Annotated in this window: 16 protein-coding genes; 7 read left to right on the top strand and 9 right to left on the bottom strand. The window is 61.9% G+C overall.

Annotated features, from left to right (window positions below; all coding sequences use genetic code 11):
* The first annotated feature begins 24 nt into the window (after nt 1-24).
* Both JO965_RS17185 and gmk read left to right on the top strand, forming a co-directional pair.
* Nucleotides 25-912 carry a YicC/YloC family endoribonuclease gene (locus JO965_RS17185; protein ID WP_203440166.1) on the top strand — a complete coding sequence of 296 codons (888 nt, stop codon included), beginning with the start codon at nt 25-27 and terminating at the stop codon, nt 910-912.
* Nucleotides 913-916: 4 nt separating this feature from the next.
* Entirely contained in the window at nt 917-1,567 is a 651-nt protein-coding gene (gmk, locus tag JO965_RS17180; RefSeq protein ID WP_203440164.1) for a guanylate kinase, read from the top strand.
* Between the two features lie 97 nt (nt 1,568-1,664).
* Here gmk and JO965_RS17175 read toward each other — a convergent pair whose 3' ends face one another.
* The 6 genes from JO965_RS17175 to lptF all read right to left on the bottom strand — a co-directional run bounded on the left by JO965_RS17175 (nt 1,665) and on the right by lptF (nt 9,612).
* Nucleotides 1,665-2,777, bottom strand: coding sequence for a D-alanine--D-alanine ligase family protein (locus tag JO965_RS17175; RefSeq protein ID WP_203440162.1), 1,113 nt, complete (start codon nt 2,775-2,777; stop codon nt 1,665-1,667).
* Nucleotides 2,778-2,928: 151 nt separating this feature from the next.
* Nucleotides 2,929-3,789, bottom strand: a complete 861-nt coding sequence (gene rsmA, locus JO965_RS17170; RefSeq protein ID WP_203440160.1) for a 16S rRNA (adenine(1518)-N(6)/adenine(1519)-N(6))-dimethyltransferase RsmA — start codon at nt 3,787-3,789, stop codon at nt 2,929-2,931.
* Nucleotides 3,786-4,796, bottom strand: coding sequence for a 4-hydroxythreonine-4-phosphate dehydrogenase PdxA (gene pdxA / locus JO965_RS17165; RefSeq protein ID WP_203440158.1), 1,011 nt, complete (start codon nt 4,794-4,796; stop codon nt 3,786-3,788). The genes rsmA and pdxA overlap by 4 nt, the downstream gene beginning before the upstream one ends.
* A gap of 15 nt (nt 4,797-4,811) precedes the next feature.
* Nucleotides 4,812-7,328, bottom strand: a complete 2,517-nt coding sequence (locus JO965_RS17160) for an LPS-assembly protein LptD (protein ID WP_203440156.1) — start codon at nt 7,326-7,328, stop codon at nt 4,812-4,814.
* A 35-nt stretch (nt 7,329-7,363) separates the two neighbouring features.
* Complete coding sequence (gene lptG, locus JO965_RS17155) at nt 7,364-8,449, bottom strand: LPS export ABC transporter permease LptG (RefSeq protein WP_203440154.1); 1,086 nt, start codon at nt 8,447-8,449, stop codon at nt 7,364-7,366.
* A 2-nt stretch (nt 8,450-8,451) separates the two neighbouring features.
* Nucleotides 8,452-9,612: an LPS export ABC transporter permease LptF gene (gene lptF / locus JO965_RS17150; protein ID WP_203440152.1), complete on the bottom strand. Its 1,161-nt coding sequence runs from the start codon at nt 9,610-9,612 to the stop codon at nt 8,452-8,454.
* 203 nt (nt 9,613-9,815) lie between these two features.
* Between lptF and JO965_RS17145 the strand changes: the two genes are divergently transcribed.
* The 5 genes from JO965_RS17145 (at nt 9,816) to JO965_RS17125 (ending at nt 15,476) form a co-directional block, all read left to right on the top strand.
* Nucleotides 9,816-11,306 (top strand): leucyl aminopeptidase, encoded by a 1,491-nt coding sequence (locus JO965_RS17145; RefSeq protein ID WP_203440150.1) that lies wholly within the window; start codon nt 9,816-9,818, stop codon nt 11,304-11,306.
* A 68-nt stretch (nt 11,307-11,374) separates the two neighbouring features.
* Complete coding sequence (locus JO965_RS17140; RefSeq protein ID WP_203440148.1) at nt 11,375-11,827, top strand: DNA polymerase III subunit chi; 453 nt, start codon at nt 11,375-11,377, stop codon at nt 11,825-11,827.
* 105 nt (nt 11,828-11,932) lie between these two features.
* Nucleotides 11,933-13,423: a serine aminopeptidase domain-containing protein gene (locus tag JO965_RS17135; protein ID WP_203440146.1), complete on the top strand. Its 1,491-nt coding sequence runs from the start codon at nt 11,933-11,935 to the stop codon at nt 13,421-13,423.
* A 101-nt stretch (nt 13,424-13,524) separates the two neighbouring features.
* Nucleotides 13,525-15,093: a S10 family peptidase gene (locus JO965_RS17130; protein WP_203440145.1), complete on the top strand. Its 1,569-nt coding sequence runs from the start codon at nt 13,525-13,527 to the stop codon at nt 15,091-15,093.
* Complete coding sequence (locus JO965_RS17125; RefSeq protein WP_203440144.1) at nt 15,093-15,476, top strand: hypothetical protein; 384 nt, start codon at nt 15,093-15,095, stop codon at nt 15,474-15,476. The genes JO965_RS17130 and JO965_RS17125 overlap by 1 nt, the downstream gene beginning before the upstream one ends.
* 127 nt (nt 15,477-15,603) lie before the next feature.
* Here the strand turns inward: JO965_RS17125 and JO965_RS17120 are convergent, their stop codons facing one another.
* The 3 genes from JO965_RS17120 to JO965_RS17110 all read right to left on the bottom strand — a co-directional run bounded on the left by JO965_RS17120 (nt 15,604) and on the right by JO965_RS17110 (nt 16,710).
* A complete protein-coding gene (locus JO965_RS17120; protein ID WP_203444237.1) occupies nt 15,604-16,086 on the bottom strand; it encodes an AAC(3)-I family aminoglycoside N-acetyltransferase in 483 nt (160 codons plus the stop codon).
* Between the two features lie 64 nt (nt 16,087-16,150).
* Nucleotides 16,151-16,426, bottom strand: coding sequence for a hypothetical protein (locus JO965_RS17115; protein WP_246776598.1), 276 nt, complete (start codon nt 16,424-16,426; stop codon nt 16,151-16,153).
* Nucleotides 16,427-16,572: 146 nt separating this feature from the next.
* Nucleotides 16,573-16,710, bottom strand: coding sequence for a hypothetical protein (locus JO965_RS17110; protein WP_203440143.1), 138 nt, complete (start codon nt 16,708-16,710; stop codon nt 16,573-16,575).
* Between the last annotated feature and the right edge of the window lie 18 nt (nt 16,711-16,728).

Below are 16,728 nucleotides of genomic sequence, written 5' to 3'. Positions count from 1 at the left end.
TTTCATTCCGTTCGAGGTTAACGCATGTCCATTGCGAGCATGACCGGCTTTGCCCGCGAGGCCGGCGTCACCGGTTCCTATCAATGGGCCTGGGAACTCAAGACAGTGAACGGACGCGGGCTCGAGGTGCGCGTTCGGACTCCCTCTGGTCTCGATGCCATTGGCGAGGAGGCGAGAGGGCAGATCCTCAAAGCGCTGACCCGCGGCCAGGGCCAGCTCAACCTGTCGCTCAGCAAGGCATCATCCGTACCCAAGCTGCGTGTAAATCAGGACGTGCTGCAATCGCTGCTTTCAGCCATCGGTGGCCTGAGCCTTCCTGCCAATGTGCAACCGGCTTCTCTCGACGGTCTGCTGTCCGTGCGCGGCGTAGTCGAGCTCGATGACGATGCCGCCGATCCGGCCCAGGACGAGGAGCTCATGGTGGCCCTCAGAGCGGGAATCGGCACGCTGATCGAATCCCTCAAGGCGGCGCGGCTGAAGGAAGGTCAGGCGCTCGCCACCGTTCTCGGACAGCAGCTCGATATCATTTCGCGTCTCGTCGATGACGCAGAGGCGGCACCGGCGCGCCAGCCCGAAGCCATCCGGGCTCGGCTGGAAGCGCAGATTGCCGAGCTATTCGAGGCCAAGGCGACACTCGATCCGGCCCGCCTGCATCAGGAGGCGGTGCTTATCGCCGCCCGGGCCGACATTCGTGAGGAGCTCGATCGGCTGCGCGCCCATGTGGACGCTGCCCGGGGGCTCCTGCAGGAGGGTGGATCTGTCGGCCGGCGGCTCGATTTCCTGGCCCAGGAATTCGGCCGCGAGGCGAATACCCTGTGTGCAAAGGCCAATGATGTGTCTCTCTCGCGGATCGGGCTTGAATTGAAGGCCGTGATCGAGCAATTCCGCGAGCAGGTTCAGAACGTGGAGTGATGCGGTGAGCCCAGATTCGAAGTCTCCAGTCGGTCGGCGCGGCCTCATCCTCATTCTGTCCTCGCCATCCGGTGCGGGAAAAACCACGCTCACCCGCAGCCTCGTGGAAGAGCGGGCCGGTGTTCTCTCGGTTTCCGTTACGACGCGTCCGAAGCGCCCCTCCGAGATCGAGGGCAAGCACTATCACTTCATCGATGTGGAAGAGTTCAAGGCGATGCGCGATCGCGACGAACTCCTGGAATGGGCCGAGGTGCACGGCAATTTCTACGGCACGCCGCGCAAGCCCGTGGAGAAGACGCTGGCCGCCGGCCAGGACATGGTCTTCGACATCGACTACCAGGGCACTCGCCAGGTGCGGCAGAAGCTGCCCGACGATGTGGTGACCGTGTTCGTCTTGCCGCCGAGTTTCAAGGAGTTGAAGGCGCGGCTGGAACGGCGGGCCGAGGACGCGCCCGAGGTCATCGCCAAGCGTCTCGCCAATGCCCGCGTCGAGATGGAGCGCTGGGTCGAGTATGACTACGTGATCGTCAACGAGGATCTCGGCAGGTCTTTCGAGAGCCTCAAAGCCATCCAGGCCGCCGAGCGCCTGAAGCGCGATCGCCTCGTCGGTCTCTCGGACTTCGTCGAAGGATTGCTGGCGGAAAAGATCGACTAGAGCTGTTTCCACTGACGTGGAATCATCTCTTCTTTGCCTTGCCGCATTTTTTGTCGGCGAACCGGATCCACTTCGCCGAAAAATGCTCTGGCCCTGCTCACACCAGAGCGAGCGCGTTTCTGCGCTCGTGGCGCGCGATGGCATGGCCGATCAGCACTTCCATCAATTCGCTCTGAGGCAGGCCGCCGGCCTCCCAGAGCTTGGGATACATGCTGATCGCCGTGAAGCCTGGCAGGGTGTTCACCTCGTTGACGAAAAGGCCGTCGTCGTTCTTCGGATCCAGGAAGAAGTCGACACGGGCCAAGGCCTCGCAGGCGAGAGTCTTGAAGGTCTCGACAGCGAGTTCCTGGATGCGGCGTGCCTGGGTCGATGAGAGTTCCGCCGGGATGCGCAGGAGGGCGCCATCGGCGTCGATATACTTGGCGTCGTAGCTGTAGAAACCGTGGCTGTCGGCGGGCACGATCTCGCCCAGCGGAGACGCCCGGACTTCGCCCGCGGCATCCTCCAGCACCGAGCATTCGATCTCGCGAGCACCCGTGACGCTGCGCTCCACGAGCACCTTGGCGTCATAGCGGAAGGCCTGCTCGCAGGCCTTATCGAATTCTGCTGCGGACGAGGCGCGGGACACGCCGACGGATGAGCCCATATTGGCCGGCTTGACGAAGAGATCGGGCGTGCCGAGTGCGTCCACGGCTGCCCGGTAGTCGACACAGGTGCGCGGCGTCAGCGTCAGAAAGGGAACGACCGGCAGGCCGCTGTCGCGCAGCAGGCGCTTGGCGATGTCCTTGTCCATGCCGGCCGCCGAGCCCATCACGCCGGAGCCGACGTAAGGAACATTGGCGAGTTCGAGAAGGCCCTGAACCGTACCATCCTCGCCGTTCGGCCCGTGCAGCACCGGAACGACCGCGTCGAGGCGCAGGGAACGTGGCGGCGCGCCACCATTCAGCACGATCGTCTCGCCCGCGCCACCGGGAAGCAGGGCAACCTGCGGCGCTCCCTCCGGGATCTCCAGGGATTGAGTCCCCCTTCCGCCGCCATTGCCGTTCTCGCAGAGAAGCCAGCGTCCGTCCCGGCCGATGCCGATGGGGATGATGTCGTAGCGGTCCGGATCGAGGGCACGCAGAACATTGGCCGCCGACAGCTTCGAGACCTCATGCTCCGCAGAGCGCCCTCCGAACAGAAGCCCGATTGTCTTGCGCGGCTGCGACATGCCCGCTTCCTCCTCTCGCAGCCATCAGGGCCGCATATATAAATCCGATCATGGAAGAGGCGCAGTTAAGGTCTCATGAAGAGGAGCCCCGCGCCGATCCAGGGGCTTCATATAGGCGGCGATGGCGATAGGGCGAGCGATGAGACGGCGCTCAGCCCCGTGGAGGTCTCATGGCATCGAAGGCATTGGCGAGCGCCACATAACCTTCGACCGGGATATTCTCGGCGCGGATCGTTTCCTCAAGGTCGGCTGCCCTGATGATCGCGGTCGGGTCGGGAGCAATGGATTTCAGGCTCTGGCGCAGCATCTTGCGGCGTTGCCCAAAGGCGGCGCGGGTGACGGCTTCCAGCGCGCCGATGCGGCAGGGCAGCGGGTTGGTCCGTGGGGTCAGATGAACCACGCTCGACGTGATCTTTGGGGGCGGCACGAAGGCGGAGGGTGGCACGTCGAAGAGGATGCGCGCTTCCGTCCGCCAGCCGCAGAGAACGCCAAGCCTGCCATAGTTCTTCGGGTCGCTCTCGTCCGCGACGATACGCTCGGCCACCTCCCGCTGGAACATGAGCGTGAGCGAAGCCCACCAGGGCGGCCATGCGTCTCCGGTGAGCCAGCCGGTCAATAAGGCCGTCCCGACATTGTAGGGGAGGTTGGCGATGATCCGCACAGGCCCGTCGCCGACCAGGGGCCGCGGGTCGAATTCCAGCGCATCGGCTTCGATTACATCGAGCCGGCCCGGATAGCGCTCGGCGATCTCGGCCAAGGCGGGCAGGCAGCGGGTATCGCGTTCGACGGCAATGAGCTTCCTGGCGCCGGCCGCCAGGATCGCCCGGGTCAGGCCGCCGGGGCCTGGGCCGACCTCGATGACCGTGGTCTCTTCCAGCGGTCCTGCGGAGCGGGCGATGCGGCTGGTGAGGTTGAGGTCGAAGAGGAAGTTCTGACCAAGCGACTTCTTGGCCATCAGCCCGTGCGTGCGGACCACCTCGCGTAAAGGAGGAAGATCGTCGATCTGGCTCATGGGCCACCTAAGCGGGCGGCGAGCTTGAGGGCGGCCATCAGGCTGTCGGGCCGGGCGATGCCCTTGCCGGCGATGTCGAAGGCCGTGCCGTGATCGGGCGAGGTGCGGACGAAGGGGAGCCCTAGGGTCACGTTAACCGCCTCGTCGAAGGCGATGGTCTTGATCGGGACGAGGGCCTGATCGTGATACATGGCAAGCGCCGCATCGTAGCGGCTCCTCGCGCGGGCGTGGAACATGGTGTCCGCCGGCAGGGGACCTGCCACGTCGATGCCGTCGGCGCGTAGGATATCGATGGCCGGGACGATAACGCGCCCGTCTTCCGCTCCCATCGCACCGTTTTCTCCGGCGTGAGGATTGAGACCCGCGAGGGCGAGCCTTGGGTTGGCGATGCCGAACCGCTCCCGCAACTCCCGGGCGACGATGCGTCCTGTGAGGACGATCAGGTCCGTCGTCAGGGATGAAGGAACATCCGAGAGGGGAATATGGACCGTGACGGGGACCACGGCGAGTTGCTCACTCCAGAGCATCATCACCGGATGGTATATTTCCTTCCCGCCTTGCGCAGCGAGTGCAGCGAGAAACTCCGTATGCCCCGGATACCGGAAGCCCGCCTCATAGAGTACGTGTTTGGCGATGGGATTGGTCACGACAGCTGCCGCTGCGCCCGCGCGGACGAGCCGTACCGCCGTCTCGATGGATTCGATCACGGACGGCGCATAGGCCGCGTCGGGCTTCCCCGGCTCAGCGGAAACCGAGACGCTCAGCGGAACAACGGGGAGAGCGTTTGCAAAGGTCGGCAGGATCTGCCGCGGCTCGACGGACGCGATGGGAATTGTCCATCCGAATGCGTCGGCGACCCGAGCGAGATGATCAGGATCGCCGACAATGGCGAAGGGTGGCAAGGCGGCTCGATCCCGTTTAAGCCATGCCATCAGGCTCAGTTCCGGCCCGATCCCAGCCGGATCACCTTGGGTAAGCAGGAGAGGGTGCTGGTTCAAACCTGACACCGGGCCTCTGCCCCATCATTCATCGTCAGTGCCGCTGAGATTCTGAGTATATCCCACTTCGCCGAGAGACCGGAACTCGAGGCTGAAGGCAATGGTGTGGTTCTGGTTCTTTTCGCCCGAGTTCCGCACCACTTCGCGCGGGGTCACGCTGTAACTGATCGAGAAGGTCGTGCACTCGTCGATATAGCCCAGGCCGAGCGACATGCCGCTGACATAAGCGACGTTGTCGTTCTGGTCGATAACCGCTGCCGGATTGATGGCTTGTTGCTGGCGCACCAGGAGGTAGCGGTCAAGATCGAGAAGGACCGAGCCCGTCACATACCAATTTGGCGAAATGTCCCACCGGGCGGAGCCGAGCAGGCCCTCGCGACGCAACGGGAAGCCGATGGCGGGCTGAGCAGCATAGTTGGCATAGGTCAGCGAGGTCGATACCGGCAGGTACGGATTGAAATTCGCCCTGAAGCCGGCTTCGATCCGGTTGACGTCGAAGTCTTCCTGGTCGAAGCGCGCACGGGTCACGACAGCGAAGTTCGCGTTCGGGGAGATCTGGAAGCGGCCAACATAGTCGGAGGCGCGTGAATCAAGGCCTGAGTCCAGCCCCACGTTGGCGAGGTCAGGCTCCCGGAACGAGTTGAGGCCTGCGATCTGGTAAGACTGACCGAACAGCACGTTGGCGTAGAAATCGTCGGCGCCCGTCACGGTGTACTGGACGCCGAGGTTAGCGCGAACGCCGCCCTCGACCCTGTCATAGCCGGAGAACTTGTCCCAGTCGAACAGGGAGGTGTCGTCGAAGACAAGGCTCTGGGCATCCTCGTTGGGGAGGCTGCCGACCCGGGTTTCGCTCGGACGGGCGATCACCTGCGCGATCGGCTCGAGGATCTGCTTGCCGGAGGTTCCGAGGTTGGCGATGAAGGGATAGCGGTACTCGACGCCGACGGCCGGCATGGCGCGGAAGAGATAATCGTCGTCCGCGTCGATGAAGTTGCTGAGTTGAGCGTTCTGATACCCGTTGAAATCCGGGGAAATCCAGAAATTGTCGGCCCGGACATAGGCAAACGGTGTCCAGACCTGTCCGATCGGATCGACAAACTCACGACGCCAGGACGCGGTGACCGACGCGCGGGAGGTTGAACCGCTGATTCCGCGGACGAGGCAGGATGCTGGGTCGAAGACGATGCAGGTCTGAGCCACGCCGAAATAGGTCGTGTTGGCGACCGACAGCGGATCGTACTGGGCGGCCTGGCGCGAGAGGCTCGTCACGTTCACGTCGAGGGCGAACTCGCCGCCGATGGTCGAAGGGGTGAAGCGCTTGTTGTAGTCGAGGACCGGAGCGACGACCGGCTGCTGCTTCTGCCACTCGTTGCTCGACAGGGTTTGGAAATAATAGCCCCGCACGTCGAAGAAGGAGCGATCCCCCTGGCCCTGGAGATACAGGGTCGAGATTGATTCCTTGATGTAGTACGCGCTCAGGCTTTCGCTGCGGATCTTGTAGTTCGACAGGAACCACTTGTCCGAGAGCAGGGCGATGTCCCAGCCCCAGCGCCAATTCTGATTGATGTAGAAGAGACCGGTCGTCTCGAGCGAGCCGCGGAAGTCGCGATTGCCGGCCCCAAAGGGGGGCTGGAGGAAGGCTTCGGGCTCCTGCTGCGAGATGCCGGCCGCCCGGACGGTGTAGACGCCGGTCTCGAGCCGGTGGCGCCATTCAGCTTGCGCCAGGAGGCCCTGCCGGCTCAGGAAGGTCGGGCTGATCGTCAGATCGTAATTCGGTGCAATCGCCCAGAAGAACGGGACGGAGACGCCGTAGCCGATCGAGGTGGAATAGACATAACGCGGCGACAGGAAGCCCGTCTTGCGCTTGACCGTCGGATCGGGGGTCCAGAAATAGGGCAGGTAGGCGACTGGAATGCCGAGGAGCTCGAGGGTCGCATCCTCGTAATAGATCGTCCGCTCGCTGTTGTTGTGGATGATCTTGGCGGCCTTGACCTGCCACAGCGGGGGCCGTTCCGGATTGTCCTTACAGGGTTCGCAGGCGGTATAGGTGCCGCGCTCGAAAACCGTGGTTTCGCCCTCGGCGCGCTCGGCGCGCGGAGCGGAAAATCGGGTCGTGAGGGGGCGGCCCTGCTCGACAGTGGTCTGAACCACCCTCAAGGAATCGATAAAACCGTTCTTGAAGTCGTCCGTCAGCTCGAATCGGTCGCCCGTGGCGACGGTTCCGCTGGCATCCGTCAGGCGGGCATTGCCTTCGGCGAAGACGCGGCCGGTGTTGCGGTCGTAGGTGACCCGGTCGGCCTGAAGCGTCCGGCCCTGGTAGTTCATCTGGACGTCGCCGGAGGCGGAAATCGTGTTCTTGTCGTTGTCGTAGATGATTTCCTTGGCGTCGACGAGGAGGCGGTCCTGGCCCGATCCCGACTGGGCGCGCCCTGCGATGGCCTCGTTCAGGGTTGCCTGGGCAAGCGCAGGCATAGACCCAGCGGCATAGAACAGAGCCGCTGCGACCGCAGACGTTGCGATCGTTGTCTTAAGCCGCCGCATCCCCACTCCTTCGCAAACCTTCTTATTGAGGCCGGTCAGCCGTCCTCTTGGTGCAATAACGCCAAGGTCCCTAAGAGACTGCCTACTACAGCCGGGAACCAGGCCGCAACAAGGGAACTGATGATTCCGGAGGCGCCAAGCTCCGCCATAAGCTCCGTGGCGACATAAAGCACGAAGCCAGCCGCGACGCCACCCAGAACCATCATCGCTACACCGCCAAATCGAAAGAATCTTAACGATACGGATGCGGCCACGAAAACCATGGCGATGAACAGCAGAGGACGGGCCAGAAGCAGGTCGTAATGGAGCCGATAGGTGGTGGTGTTGATATCCGCCTTCTCCATGCGATCGATGGTATCCTTGAGGTCCCAGAACGGGACTGCATCGGGGTCGATGAAGCTCTGTCGAACCTGCGAGGGCTGCAGACTTGAGGCGATCAGATAGCGGTCATGGGCCTGAGGCTCCTCGGTAGCCGAGAGGATTCGAGCATCCTTCAGCTCCCAGAAGCCCTCATGCAGGGTCGCCTCCCTGGACTCGACACGGTGAGTGAAGGTTCCCGCATGATCGAAGGCATAGACGGTGACCCCGTAAAGGGTCGCCGAGTCGGTGGCTGAGCCATTCGCTCGGAAGATGGCCTGTCCGTCCTGGCTCCTCTGGCGGATCCAGATCGGCTTCTCCCTGGTCTGAACGGCCCGGGAGAAAATCTGCGTCTCCAAGGCAGATGCGCGCTGTTTGAGGACGGCCGAGACCGGGTTGTAGACGGTCACGGACACGACGCCGATCAACAGGGCGATCAGAATCCCCGGCTGCAGGAATTGCCACGCGGAAATGCCGGCCGCCCGCGCTACCACCAGTTCGAGCTTGCGGCTGAGCTGGAGGAGGGCGGCCATGCTGCCGAACAGCACGGCGAAAGGCATGACCTGCTCGGCGATGGCCGGTGTGCGGAACAGGGCGAGCTGGGCGATCACCCCGGTCGTTGCGGCCGGCGCATCACCGGCCCGCCGCATGAGTTCCACGAAGTCCAGGGTATAGACGAGAGTGAAGACAGTTGCGAAGACCAGGAAAATAGTCTTAATAAACTGTCGCGAGAAATAGAACCCGAGGGTGCGGCCGATCAGCATGGTCAGGCCTTCTGAGGTGCGGGAGAGCGCGACGTTAGCAGATTGCGGATGGCCGCATGCAACCGGGCTTGTGCCGACCGCATGGCCGGTCCCTTGAAGATGAGCAGCAGACTGACGAGAATCCCTGCCAAGGGCACACCGTAGATCGCAACCACCGCCAGAGGCGTCCGTGCGACAGCGCTCGATGCGGCAAAGCCGAGAATTCTCAAGAGCACGATCGCAACGACCGCACCGGCGATGGCGAGGCCGCGGCCCTGCCGGGTCGTCCGGGCTTCGCCTAGGGCAGCGAAGGCAATGACCATCATGGCGAGCGGGTAGAGCCAGGACGACAGGCGATCGTGCAACTCGGCCCGGAAGCGACCCCGCTGCTCCTGATAGAGCGGTTCGTTTTTATCCGGGAAGAAGAGCTGAGTGGTGCTCCGCTCGCGCGGCTTGTAGATGACCTCCCCGCCTTCCTTGTTGAAGGCGGACAGGTCGACCGCATAGCGCTCGAAGGCCACGATCGACGAATCGCGGCTGCTCGGTTCCTTCCGCTGAACGCTGCCCTTCTGGAGCACGAGATAGGCGTTTCCGCCCTGCTCGACGGTCTGGCCGCGTTCGGCGAGATAGACGATGGCTTTGTCCTTCTCCCGGAGGTCTTCCATGAAGATTCCGAGGAGGGCATCTCCCGAGCGTTCCCGGTAATGGAAGGTGATGCCGCTCTCCAGGGTGATGAACTGCCCTTCCTTGGCCATGGTGCCCACGAAATCGGCCCTGATCTTCGTGAACAGCTGGCGCAGCTCCTGGAAGCTTGCGGGCATGAGATAGATCGAGATGATGGCCACGACGGCGCAGACGAAGGTGGCCAGGGCCAAGAAGGGCCGCAGAAGACGCTGCGGCGGCATGCCGCCGGCGCTCATGACGATCAGCTCGGAATCGCCGTTCAGCTTGTTGAGGGTGTAGAGCGTGGCGAGAAACAGGGCGACCGGCGCGATGACGTTGATCAGGGCGGGCAGGGACAGGCCCGTCACCGTGAGGAAGATCATCAGAGTCTGCCCCTTGCCGGTCAGCAGGTCGAGTTCGCGCAGGGCCTGCGTGATCCAGATCACGCCCGTCAGCGCGACGAGGCATGCGGCGAAGGCATTGAAAGTGTTTTTGAGGATGTAGCGTTCGAGAAGTGTCATAAAGCCCTTCGCCCCCGGGCGGTGGAGCCCTGGGTATCGTGTCACATGATCTCAGGCAAGACGGCTGTTTTCAACAGCCCGAGATTGCGCCGATTTCACGGCAGCTTCCCCGTGCCTTAACCCGCCATATGATATATGTCCCAATCGTCAGCGTCGCAGCCGGCTCGAAGACCGGCGATGTGCATCAAAACAAAGAGGATTTCATGGCCGACAGCTTCAAGATCGACTTTCAGGCCCACGGCAAGGTCGAATCCGGCGATCTCATCGTCTTCGTTGGAGAGAATCTCAAGCCCACGGCCGCGGTTGCCAAGCAGCTGGGCCCGAAGTCCGTCGATCTCATCGCCAAGGCTGCGGCCGCCGAGAATTTCAAGGGCAAGGCGAAATCCGCCATGTCCATCGTCGTTCCCGCCGGCCTGCCGGTCGATAAACTGATCGTGATCGGCACAGGCGGAGAGAAGGACCGGGCCAATCTCGATTTCGCTCAGTTGGGTGGCCTGATCGCCGGAAAGGTGAACGGAAAGCTTGCGACGGTGGTGCTGGATCTGCCCGAGATCGAAGTCTCGCCGGATGCGGTTGCCGATATCGCGCTGGGCGCTCAGCTGCGCCGCTACAGCTTCGACCGCTACAAGACCAAGAAGGAGGACAACGGCGCCAGGAATGACGGCCGCCTCGTCCTCAATGTAGCGGATCCCGCGGCGGTCAAGAAGATCTACAAGGCTCGCGAGGGCGTCCAACAGGGCGTCATCATGGCCCGCGACCTCGTCAATGAGCCGCCGAATGTCCTCGGTCCGCAGGAATTCGCCGCCCGCGCCCAGGCCCTCACCAAACTGGGCGTCGAGGTCGAGATCCTCGACGACAAGGCCATGCGTAAGCTCGGCATGCATGCGCTTCTCGGCGTGGCGCAGGGTTCCGTACGCGGCGGCCGGGTCGCCATCATGCGCTGGAACGGCAGCAAGGCCAGCGACAAGCCCATCGCCTTCATCGGCAAGGGCGTGGTGTTCGATTCCGGCGGCATCTCGATCAAGCCGGGTGCCGGCATGGAGGACATGAAGGGCGACATGGCGGGCGCAGCCTGCGTCGTCGGCCTCATGCATGCGCTCGCGAGCCGCAAGGCGAAGGCCAATGTGGTCGGCGCCATCGGCCTCGTCGAGAACATGCCGGACGGCAACGCCCAGCGCCCAGGCGACATCGTCACCACCATGTCCGGCCAGACCATCGAGATCATCAACACGGATGCCGAAGGTCGCCTCGTACTGGCGGATGTGCTCTGGTACGTGCAGGACCGCTTCAAGCCGAAGTTCATGATCGATCTGGCGACCCTGACCGGTGCGATCCTCGTGGCGCTCGCTCAGGAATATGCGGGTCTGTTCTCGAACAACGACGAACTGGCGGAGCGCCTGACGGCAGCCGGCAAGGCGACGGGCGAACGCGTGTGGCGCATGCCGCTGGGGCCGGAATTCGACAAGATGATCGAATCCAAGTTCGCCGACATGAAGAACTCGGCGGGCCGCTTCGGCGGTTCGAGCACGGCCGCGGCATTGCTCCAGCGCTTCGTCAACGACGTGCCCTGGGCCCATCTCGACATTGCCGGCACCGCCATGGGCTCGCCGGCGACCGAGATCAACAAGGGCTGGAGCTCCGGCTGGGGCGTGCGCCTTCTCGACCGTCTCGTGCGCGATCACTACGAGGCCTGAGGATGATGGTGGAAAAGGACCTCGCACGCACTGCAACCCTTTGCAGTCGCAAGGGATTGTGATCATCGATGACCGAGGTCCTTTTCTATCACCTCCAGCATCAGCCGCTCGAGGCCGTGCTGCCCACGCTCCTGCAAAAGACCCTGGAGCGGGGCTGGCGCGCGGTGGTGCAGGTGACGACGGAAGAGCGCATGTCCGCGCTCGACGATCACTTATGGACTTTTACCGACGAAAGCTTCCTGCCGCACGGCACGGACCGCGAGGCCCATGCGGCGGATCAGCCGATTCTCATCTCCCTGTCAGGTGAAAATCCCAACGGCGCCTCGATCCGCTTTCTGGTTGAAGGCGCCGAGCTGCCGGGAGACATCGCCTCATATGAGCGACTGGCGATCCTGTTCGACGGCAACGACATCCAGGCCCTCGCCTTCGCCCGCGACCAATGGCGCGCCGTGAAGGAGGGCGGCCACGACGCGACCTACTGGCAGCAGGACGAGCGTGGACGCTGGCAGCGGAAGGCGTGAGGGTGCTCAACTCCGTGCGTTCGTTGCGCAGCCCTAATCGACTTGAATATTTTTATGTAATGTAGTTTCATTGTTGTTGATAATTTTTCAGCCGAGAATGCAGCCGTGTTTCCCATCTTGCGCCTCTTCAAGATTGCCCTGCTTGTCACGTTAGTGCATGCCGGGAATGCGCAAGCCCAACACCGAAGCCCGATCGTTAATCGGACAGCATTTTCTCAAAGCTATACGACGCGTCATGAACTCGACCTTCCGGGCCGGAAAATAAAGTTTACCGCGACCGCAGAGAATCTCGTTTTTACGGAACCTCGAGGCTTCCCGCGTGCTGAAATCACCTATGTTGCCTACACCAAAGACGGCTCTGATCCAGCCACGCGTCCCGTTGCCTTTATCGTGAATGGCGGCCCTGGCGCGTCCTCTGCTTATCTGAACTTGTTGGCAATCGGTCCATGGCGGACCTCCTTGGGAGGGGCACGCACCTCGACCAGTCTTTCGACACTGCAACCAAATGCAGAGACTTGGCTCGATTTTACGGATCTCGTCTTCATCGACCCGCCCGGCACGGGCTACAGCCGTGTAACCGGCGGTGAGAGGTTGCGGCAGCATTACCATTCCGTTGGCGGCGATATCGACGGTCTTGCGAGTTTCATCCATCGATGGATGATAGAAAGAGAGCGTCAGAATTCCCCAATATATTTCGTGGGTGCAAGCTATGGCGGCTTTCGCGCGCCGCTCTTGGCGCGCAAAATTCAGAAAGAAAGGCCGAAAGGCTTCAGTGGCCTGATTCTCATTTCTCCTGCTCTTGATTTTGACCTGTTGCCATTCGGCCGCGCGATCCGACATCCGTGGGTCAGCGCATCGATCCTTCCGAGTCTCGCCGCAATATGGGCAGAGCGAAACTCGTCCTTTACGCCTGAGCTTTTGCAGGAAGCGGAAACTTATGCTTCAGGCGAATACATCTCAGATTTGTTGCGAGGGGTAGACGATACGCCGGTGATCGATCGTATTGCTCAGAAGGTTGGAAAGCTGACAGGTATTGCTCCTGAAGCGACGAGGCTTTCAAAGGGGCAAGTTGATATTCAGGCTTTTCTACGGGATTTAGGGAGATGGCCCGCGCCAAATCTGGGATCCTACAATGTCTATGAAGCGCGGAGAACGGTTGAGTATTCAGAGGATCATGATCTTGAGTATTTGACCCGTATTATTTCTGGAGAAATGGATGTATACTTCAAGAACATGATGAAATTTCAGACAAGCGAGAAATATAAGGTTATAGATCTTGAATTAAACCGAGCCTGGATATGGAACAACGGGCGTTATGGTGTCGAGTCGCTCTCAAGTCTTGAGCAAGCGCTTAACGCCGACAGGGGGATGAGGGTTCTCATCGCCCACGGTACAAGCGATCTGACAACACCATACTTTGCAACAAAGATGCTTGCAGCGCAGATAGAGGTAAGAGAGACGAGCCGGTTGGACTTCAAGCTTTATGGCGGCAACCACTTGTTCTATACGCGAGAAGTATCGCGAAGGGCCTTCCGCGACGATGCCAGAGTTTTCTTTCAACATGGGCAGGACGCACAGACTCCAAGTCATCGATAGGATAGCGCCTGCTTAGCGCCCGAACACGAAGACTTCATCGCCTCGGAACTTGCAACGGGAGGGATGCTCTCCAGTTTCAGGAAAGCCAAAAGGATTTCCTGATGACCCGAGCGATGCGTCTTCCTCTCTATGCTGCCCTTGTCCTGTCTCTCGTGATGCCCCTTGGGGTTGGGGCACAGGAGCAGGCGGGTAATCGGGAGCAGCAGTCCCAGCAACAGGAGGCGCGCCGGCCCCGTCCAGAGACCAGGGAGACGCAGGCGCTGCCGCCGGAATCGGTGACGCGCCACAGCCTGCAGCTTCCGGGGCGGACCTTGTCATTTACCGCCACCGCAGGACATCTGACGCTGACGGATCAGCAGGGCGCGGCCCAGGCCGAGATCGGATTCGTCGCCTATACGCGCGACGATGCGGATCAGGCGACGCGGCCGGTGACATTCGCCGTGAATGGCGGGCCGGGGGCATCCTCCGCTTACCTTCATCTTCTTGCGGTCGGTCCCTGGCTTCTGCCGCTTGATGGACCGACGATCAGCCCCTCGGCTCCGCCAGCGCTCGTGCCGAATGCCGAAACCTGGCTCGACTTCACGGATCTCGTCTTCATCGATCCGCCCGGCACCGGCTACAGCCGCGTGATCGGCGGCGATCAGGTGCGGGAGCGGTTCTATTCCGTTGGAGGAGATATCGACGGACTCGCTGCCTTCGTCATGCGCTGGCTGAAGGAGAAGAACCGTCTCAATTCGCCGAAATTCTTCGTCGGCGAGAGCTATGGCGGCTTCCGTGGGCCGCTCTTGGCGCAGAAGCTGCAGAGCGATCAGGGCATCGGCTTCAGCGGTCTCGTTCTCGTCTCGCCAGTCTTCGATTTCGATTGGCTGGAGCAGGGAGCCGCGGGGGCGCCCTGGACCAACGCGGCGCTGCTGCCGTCCCTTGCTGCTGCAAAACTCTCGCGCACCGGGCCGGTATCGCGCGATGCCCTCAAGGAAGCGGAGGCTTACGCATCAAGCGAGTATCTTGTCGATCTCATGCGAGGTTTGCAGGACAAGGAGGCGGTCGATCGGATCAGCCGGCGCGTGGCGGAATTGAGCGGGCTCGATCCCGAGCTGACGCGCCGCCTCGCCGGGCGCATCGACATGCGCACGATCCAGCGGGAGCTGCGGCGTGCTTCGTCCGAGATCGTCAGCGCCTATGATACCAATGTCGCCATCGCCGATCCCAATCCCACATCCCAGTCTTCGCGCTTCGAGGATCCGGTGCTCGATGCGATGACAGCGCCCCTGTCGAGCGCGATCATCCAGCATCTGACTCATACCCTGAATTACAAGGCAGAAGGGCGCTACAACCTGCTGAATGGATCGATCAACGGTGCATGGCGCTGGGGTGGGGGACGCAATGGTCCCGAAAACCTCGACGAGTTGCGTCAGGCCCTCTCTCTCGACGGCAAGCTGCGCGTGCTCGTCACCCACGGCTTCACCGATCTGGTGACGCCGTATTACGCCTCCCAACTTCTCCTGAACCAGCTTCCCGAACTCGGCCCGCAGAAGCGTGTGGCTTTGAGTGTTTACGAAGGCGGCCACATGTTCTATTCGCGACAGGCGTCACGGCAGGCTTTCAAGGCCGATGTGCAGCGGCTCTTCGAGGAGGCTCTGCAGGCGAGGGCGGCCGACAACAGGGATTGATGGTGATGCGTACAAAAGTTCTCTCGGGCGTCGCTTTTGTGGCGTTGGCTTTGGCTGGCTGCACCAGCACGAGCAGCACGCTGCCTTCCGCCGCAGTTGCGACGGCTCCTGCGCCCACAGCCTCATTGGGGCCGGTCATCGAAGGACCGGTTCTCGGGCCGGACGGCCGCTGCACCGGAACCGCCTTGGGTACAGCTTCCGCCATCGAGCCCGGCATCACGGAATGCGATCTTGTGCGTCTGAAAGGCAAGCCCGCCACGGATGTGCTCGTCGGCGAGAGCGGCAAGGGACAGCGCGAAGTTCAGGTGCTCTATTCAGAACCCGGTGGACGCGAGCTCTATTTCTTCGTGAACAACCGGCTCGATCGGGTGGTGAAGCCTTAAAGCATTTGGGGTGAATTGTGCTCGTCTACGCGGCTGCTCCTAGCGCATCGTGCGGACCCAGAGGGCCGCGTCAGCGACCCGAAGGGCCACGTCAGTGAAAAGTGGACCCACTTTTGGGTCCGATGCTCTAGGAGGGACCACGAGGCGATGGCGTGACCGCGATATCGAAATGCAGCACCTCCTCGCGGGTGCCGAGCTTTTCGTAGAGTGCGATGGCCGGATCGTCGCCGTAATCCGCCTGCACATAGACGACCCAGCCGCCGCGGTGCGCGGCAATCTCGCGCACGTGTTCGATGAGCGTGGTCGCGATGCGCCGACGCCGATGCTCGGCTCTGACGGCGAGATCGTAGATATAGAACTCGCGCCGCGCCTTCTCGAATTTCTCGAGCTCATAGGCCACGAGCCCGCCCAGAACCTCGTTGTCCGCCAGCGCTACGAGGACGACGACGTGTTCTTTCGCGAGCAGGTTCTCCAGATAGGCGTCGCTCGGTGGCTTGGATGCATAGGAAACAGGATCGCCGAAAACATCGGCGAACAAAGCATTCAGCTTGCGCAGAAGCTGGATGTCTCCGGAACCGAGGCGATGGATTGCAAAGGGTTCTGACCGCATGGCGTCGGTATAGCGCAGGCGAGACGCAGGCGCCATGACTGACAGTTTTTTTGCAGGAAATGGATCAGACAGACCGCTTGGCACAGCACCCGGTGACGGTGACCGCACGATCATAAAGGCGTCTGATGTCGTCGAGGTTGCGGATGGCCGGACCTGAGCGCCGTTGAATGACAGCGCTCAACTGCCTGAACTTGTCGTCGGACCAATCCTCAATGACCAGGGTGACTGCTTTCTTGAGAGGAAGGGTCGCGATCTTCACCGGCAAGAGTTCGGCGTTGCTCGACGGCCTGCCGATGGCAAACAGATCGACGATCTCTTCAAGATCATGAGCAGCGGTCAAAGTCCTCTCCATCAGGCGCTGGGTCGGCGCAGTCAACGGCAGAGGAATGTCGCAGTCCAAGCCACGACCGTTCAAATGACCAAAGGAGGTAAGTAACAGCCATCATGGGCGAGCACGTTCCGGGTTCGCGACATCGGAGCTTCTCTTTATCGCCACACGCACGGGAACGGAGCCAACGGATCGTTGTCGTTGCCCGGTTCGACCGTCCTGGCCTTGAACGGGGCGAGCGGCACGAGTGCCCGCGTGAAGAGCCGTGCGGTGCAATAGGACAGGACTTGGTTCATCGTGGCCTCCATCAAAGG

Origin of the sequence: Microvirga sp. VF16, from assembly GCF_016864375.1 — a bacterium.
In the GTDB taxonomy this organism is placed as follows: domain Bacteria; phylum Pseudomonadota; class Alphaproteobacteria; order Rhizobiales; family Beijerinckiaceae; genus Microvirga.
The sequence above is the reverse complement of the archived record's forward strand: the minus strand, read 5'-3'. Positions and strand labels throughout refer to the sequence as shown.

What these genes read in the sequence shown, in the direction of transcription:
- lptF (WP_203440152.1), bottom strand. Translation starts at nt 9,612, where the DNA reads ATGACACTTCTCGAACGCTACATCCTCAAAAACACTTTCAATGCCTTC.
- JO965_RS17140 (WP_203440148.1), top strand. Translation starts at nt 11,375, where the DNA reads ATGACCGAGGTCCTTTTCTATCACCTCCAGCATCAGCCGCTCGAGGCC.
- JO965_RS17110 (WP_203440143.1), bottom strand. Translation starts at nt 16,710, where the DNA reads ATGAACCAAGTCCTGTCCTATTGCACCGCACGGCTCTTCACGCGGGCA.
- JO965_RS17120 (WP_203444237.1), bottom strand. Translation starts at nt 16,086, where the DNA reads ATGCGGTCAGAACCCTTTGCAATCCATCGCCTCGGTTCCGGAGACATC.
- JO965_RS17185 (WP_203440166.1), top strand. Translation starts at nt 25, where the DNA reads ATGTCCATTGCGAGCATGACCGGCTTTGCCCGCGAGGCCGGCGTCACC.
- JO965_RS17130 (WP_203440145.1), top strand. Translation starts at nt 13,525, where the DNA reads ATGACCCGAGCGATGCGTCTTCCTCTCTATGCTGCCCTTGTCCTGTCT.
- lptG (WP_203440154.1), bottom strand. Translation starts at nt 8,449, where the DNA reads ATGCTGATCGGCCGCACCCTCGGGTTCTATTTCTCGCGACAGTTTATT.
- JO965_RS17145 (WP_203440150.1), top strand. Translation starts at nt 9,816, where the DNA reads ATGGCCGACAGCTTCAAGATCGACTTTCAGGCCCACGGCAAGGTCGAA.
- JO965_RS17125 (WP_203440144.1), top strand. Translation starts at nt 15,093, where the DNA reads ATGGTGATGCGTACAAAAGTTCTCTCGGGCGTCGCTTTTGTGGCGTTG.
- JO965_RS17160 (WP_203440156.1), bottom strand. Translation starts at nt 7,328, where the DNA reads ATGCGGCGGCTTAAGACAACGATCGCAACGTCTGCGGTCGCAGCGGCT.
- rsmA (WP_203440160.1), bottom strand. Translation starts at nt 3,789, where the DNA reads ATGAGCCAGATCGACGATCTTCCTCCTTTACGCGAGGTGGTCCGCACG.
- JO965_RS17175 (WP_203440162.1), bottom strand. Translation starts at nt 2,777, where the DNA reads ATGTCGCAGCCGCGCAAGACAATCGGGCTTCTGTTCGGAGGGCGCTCT.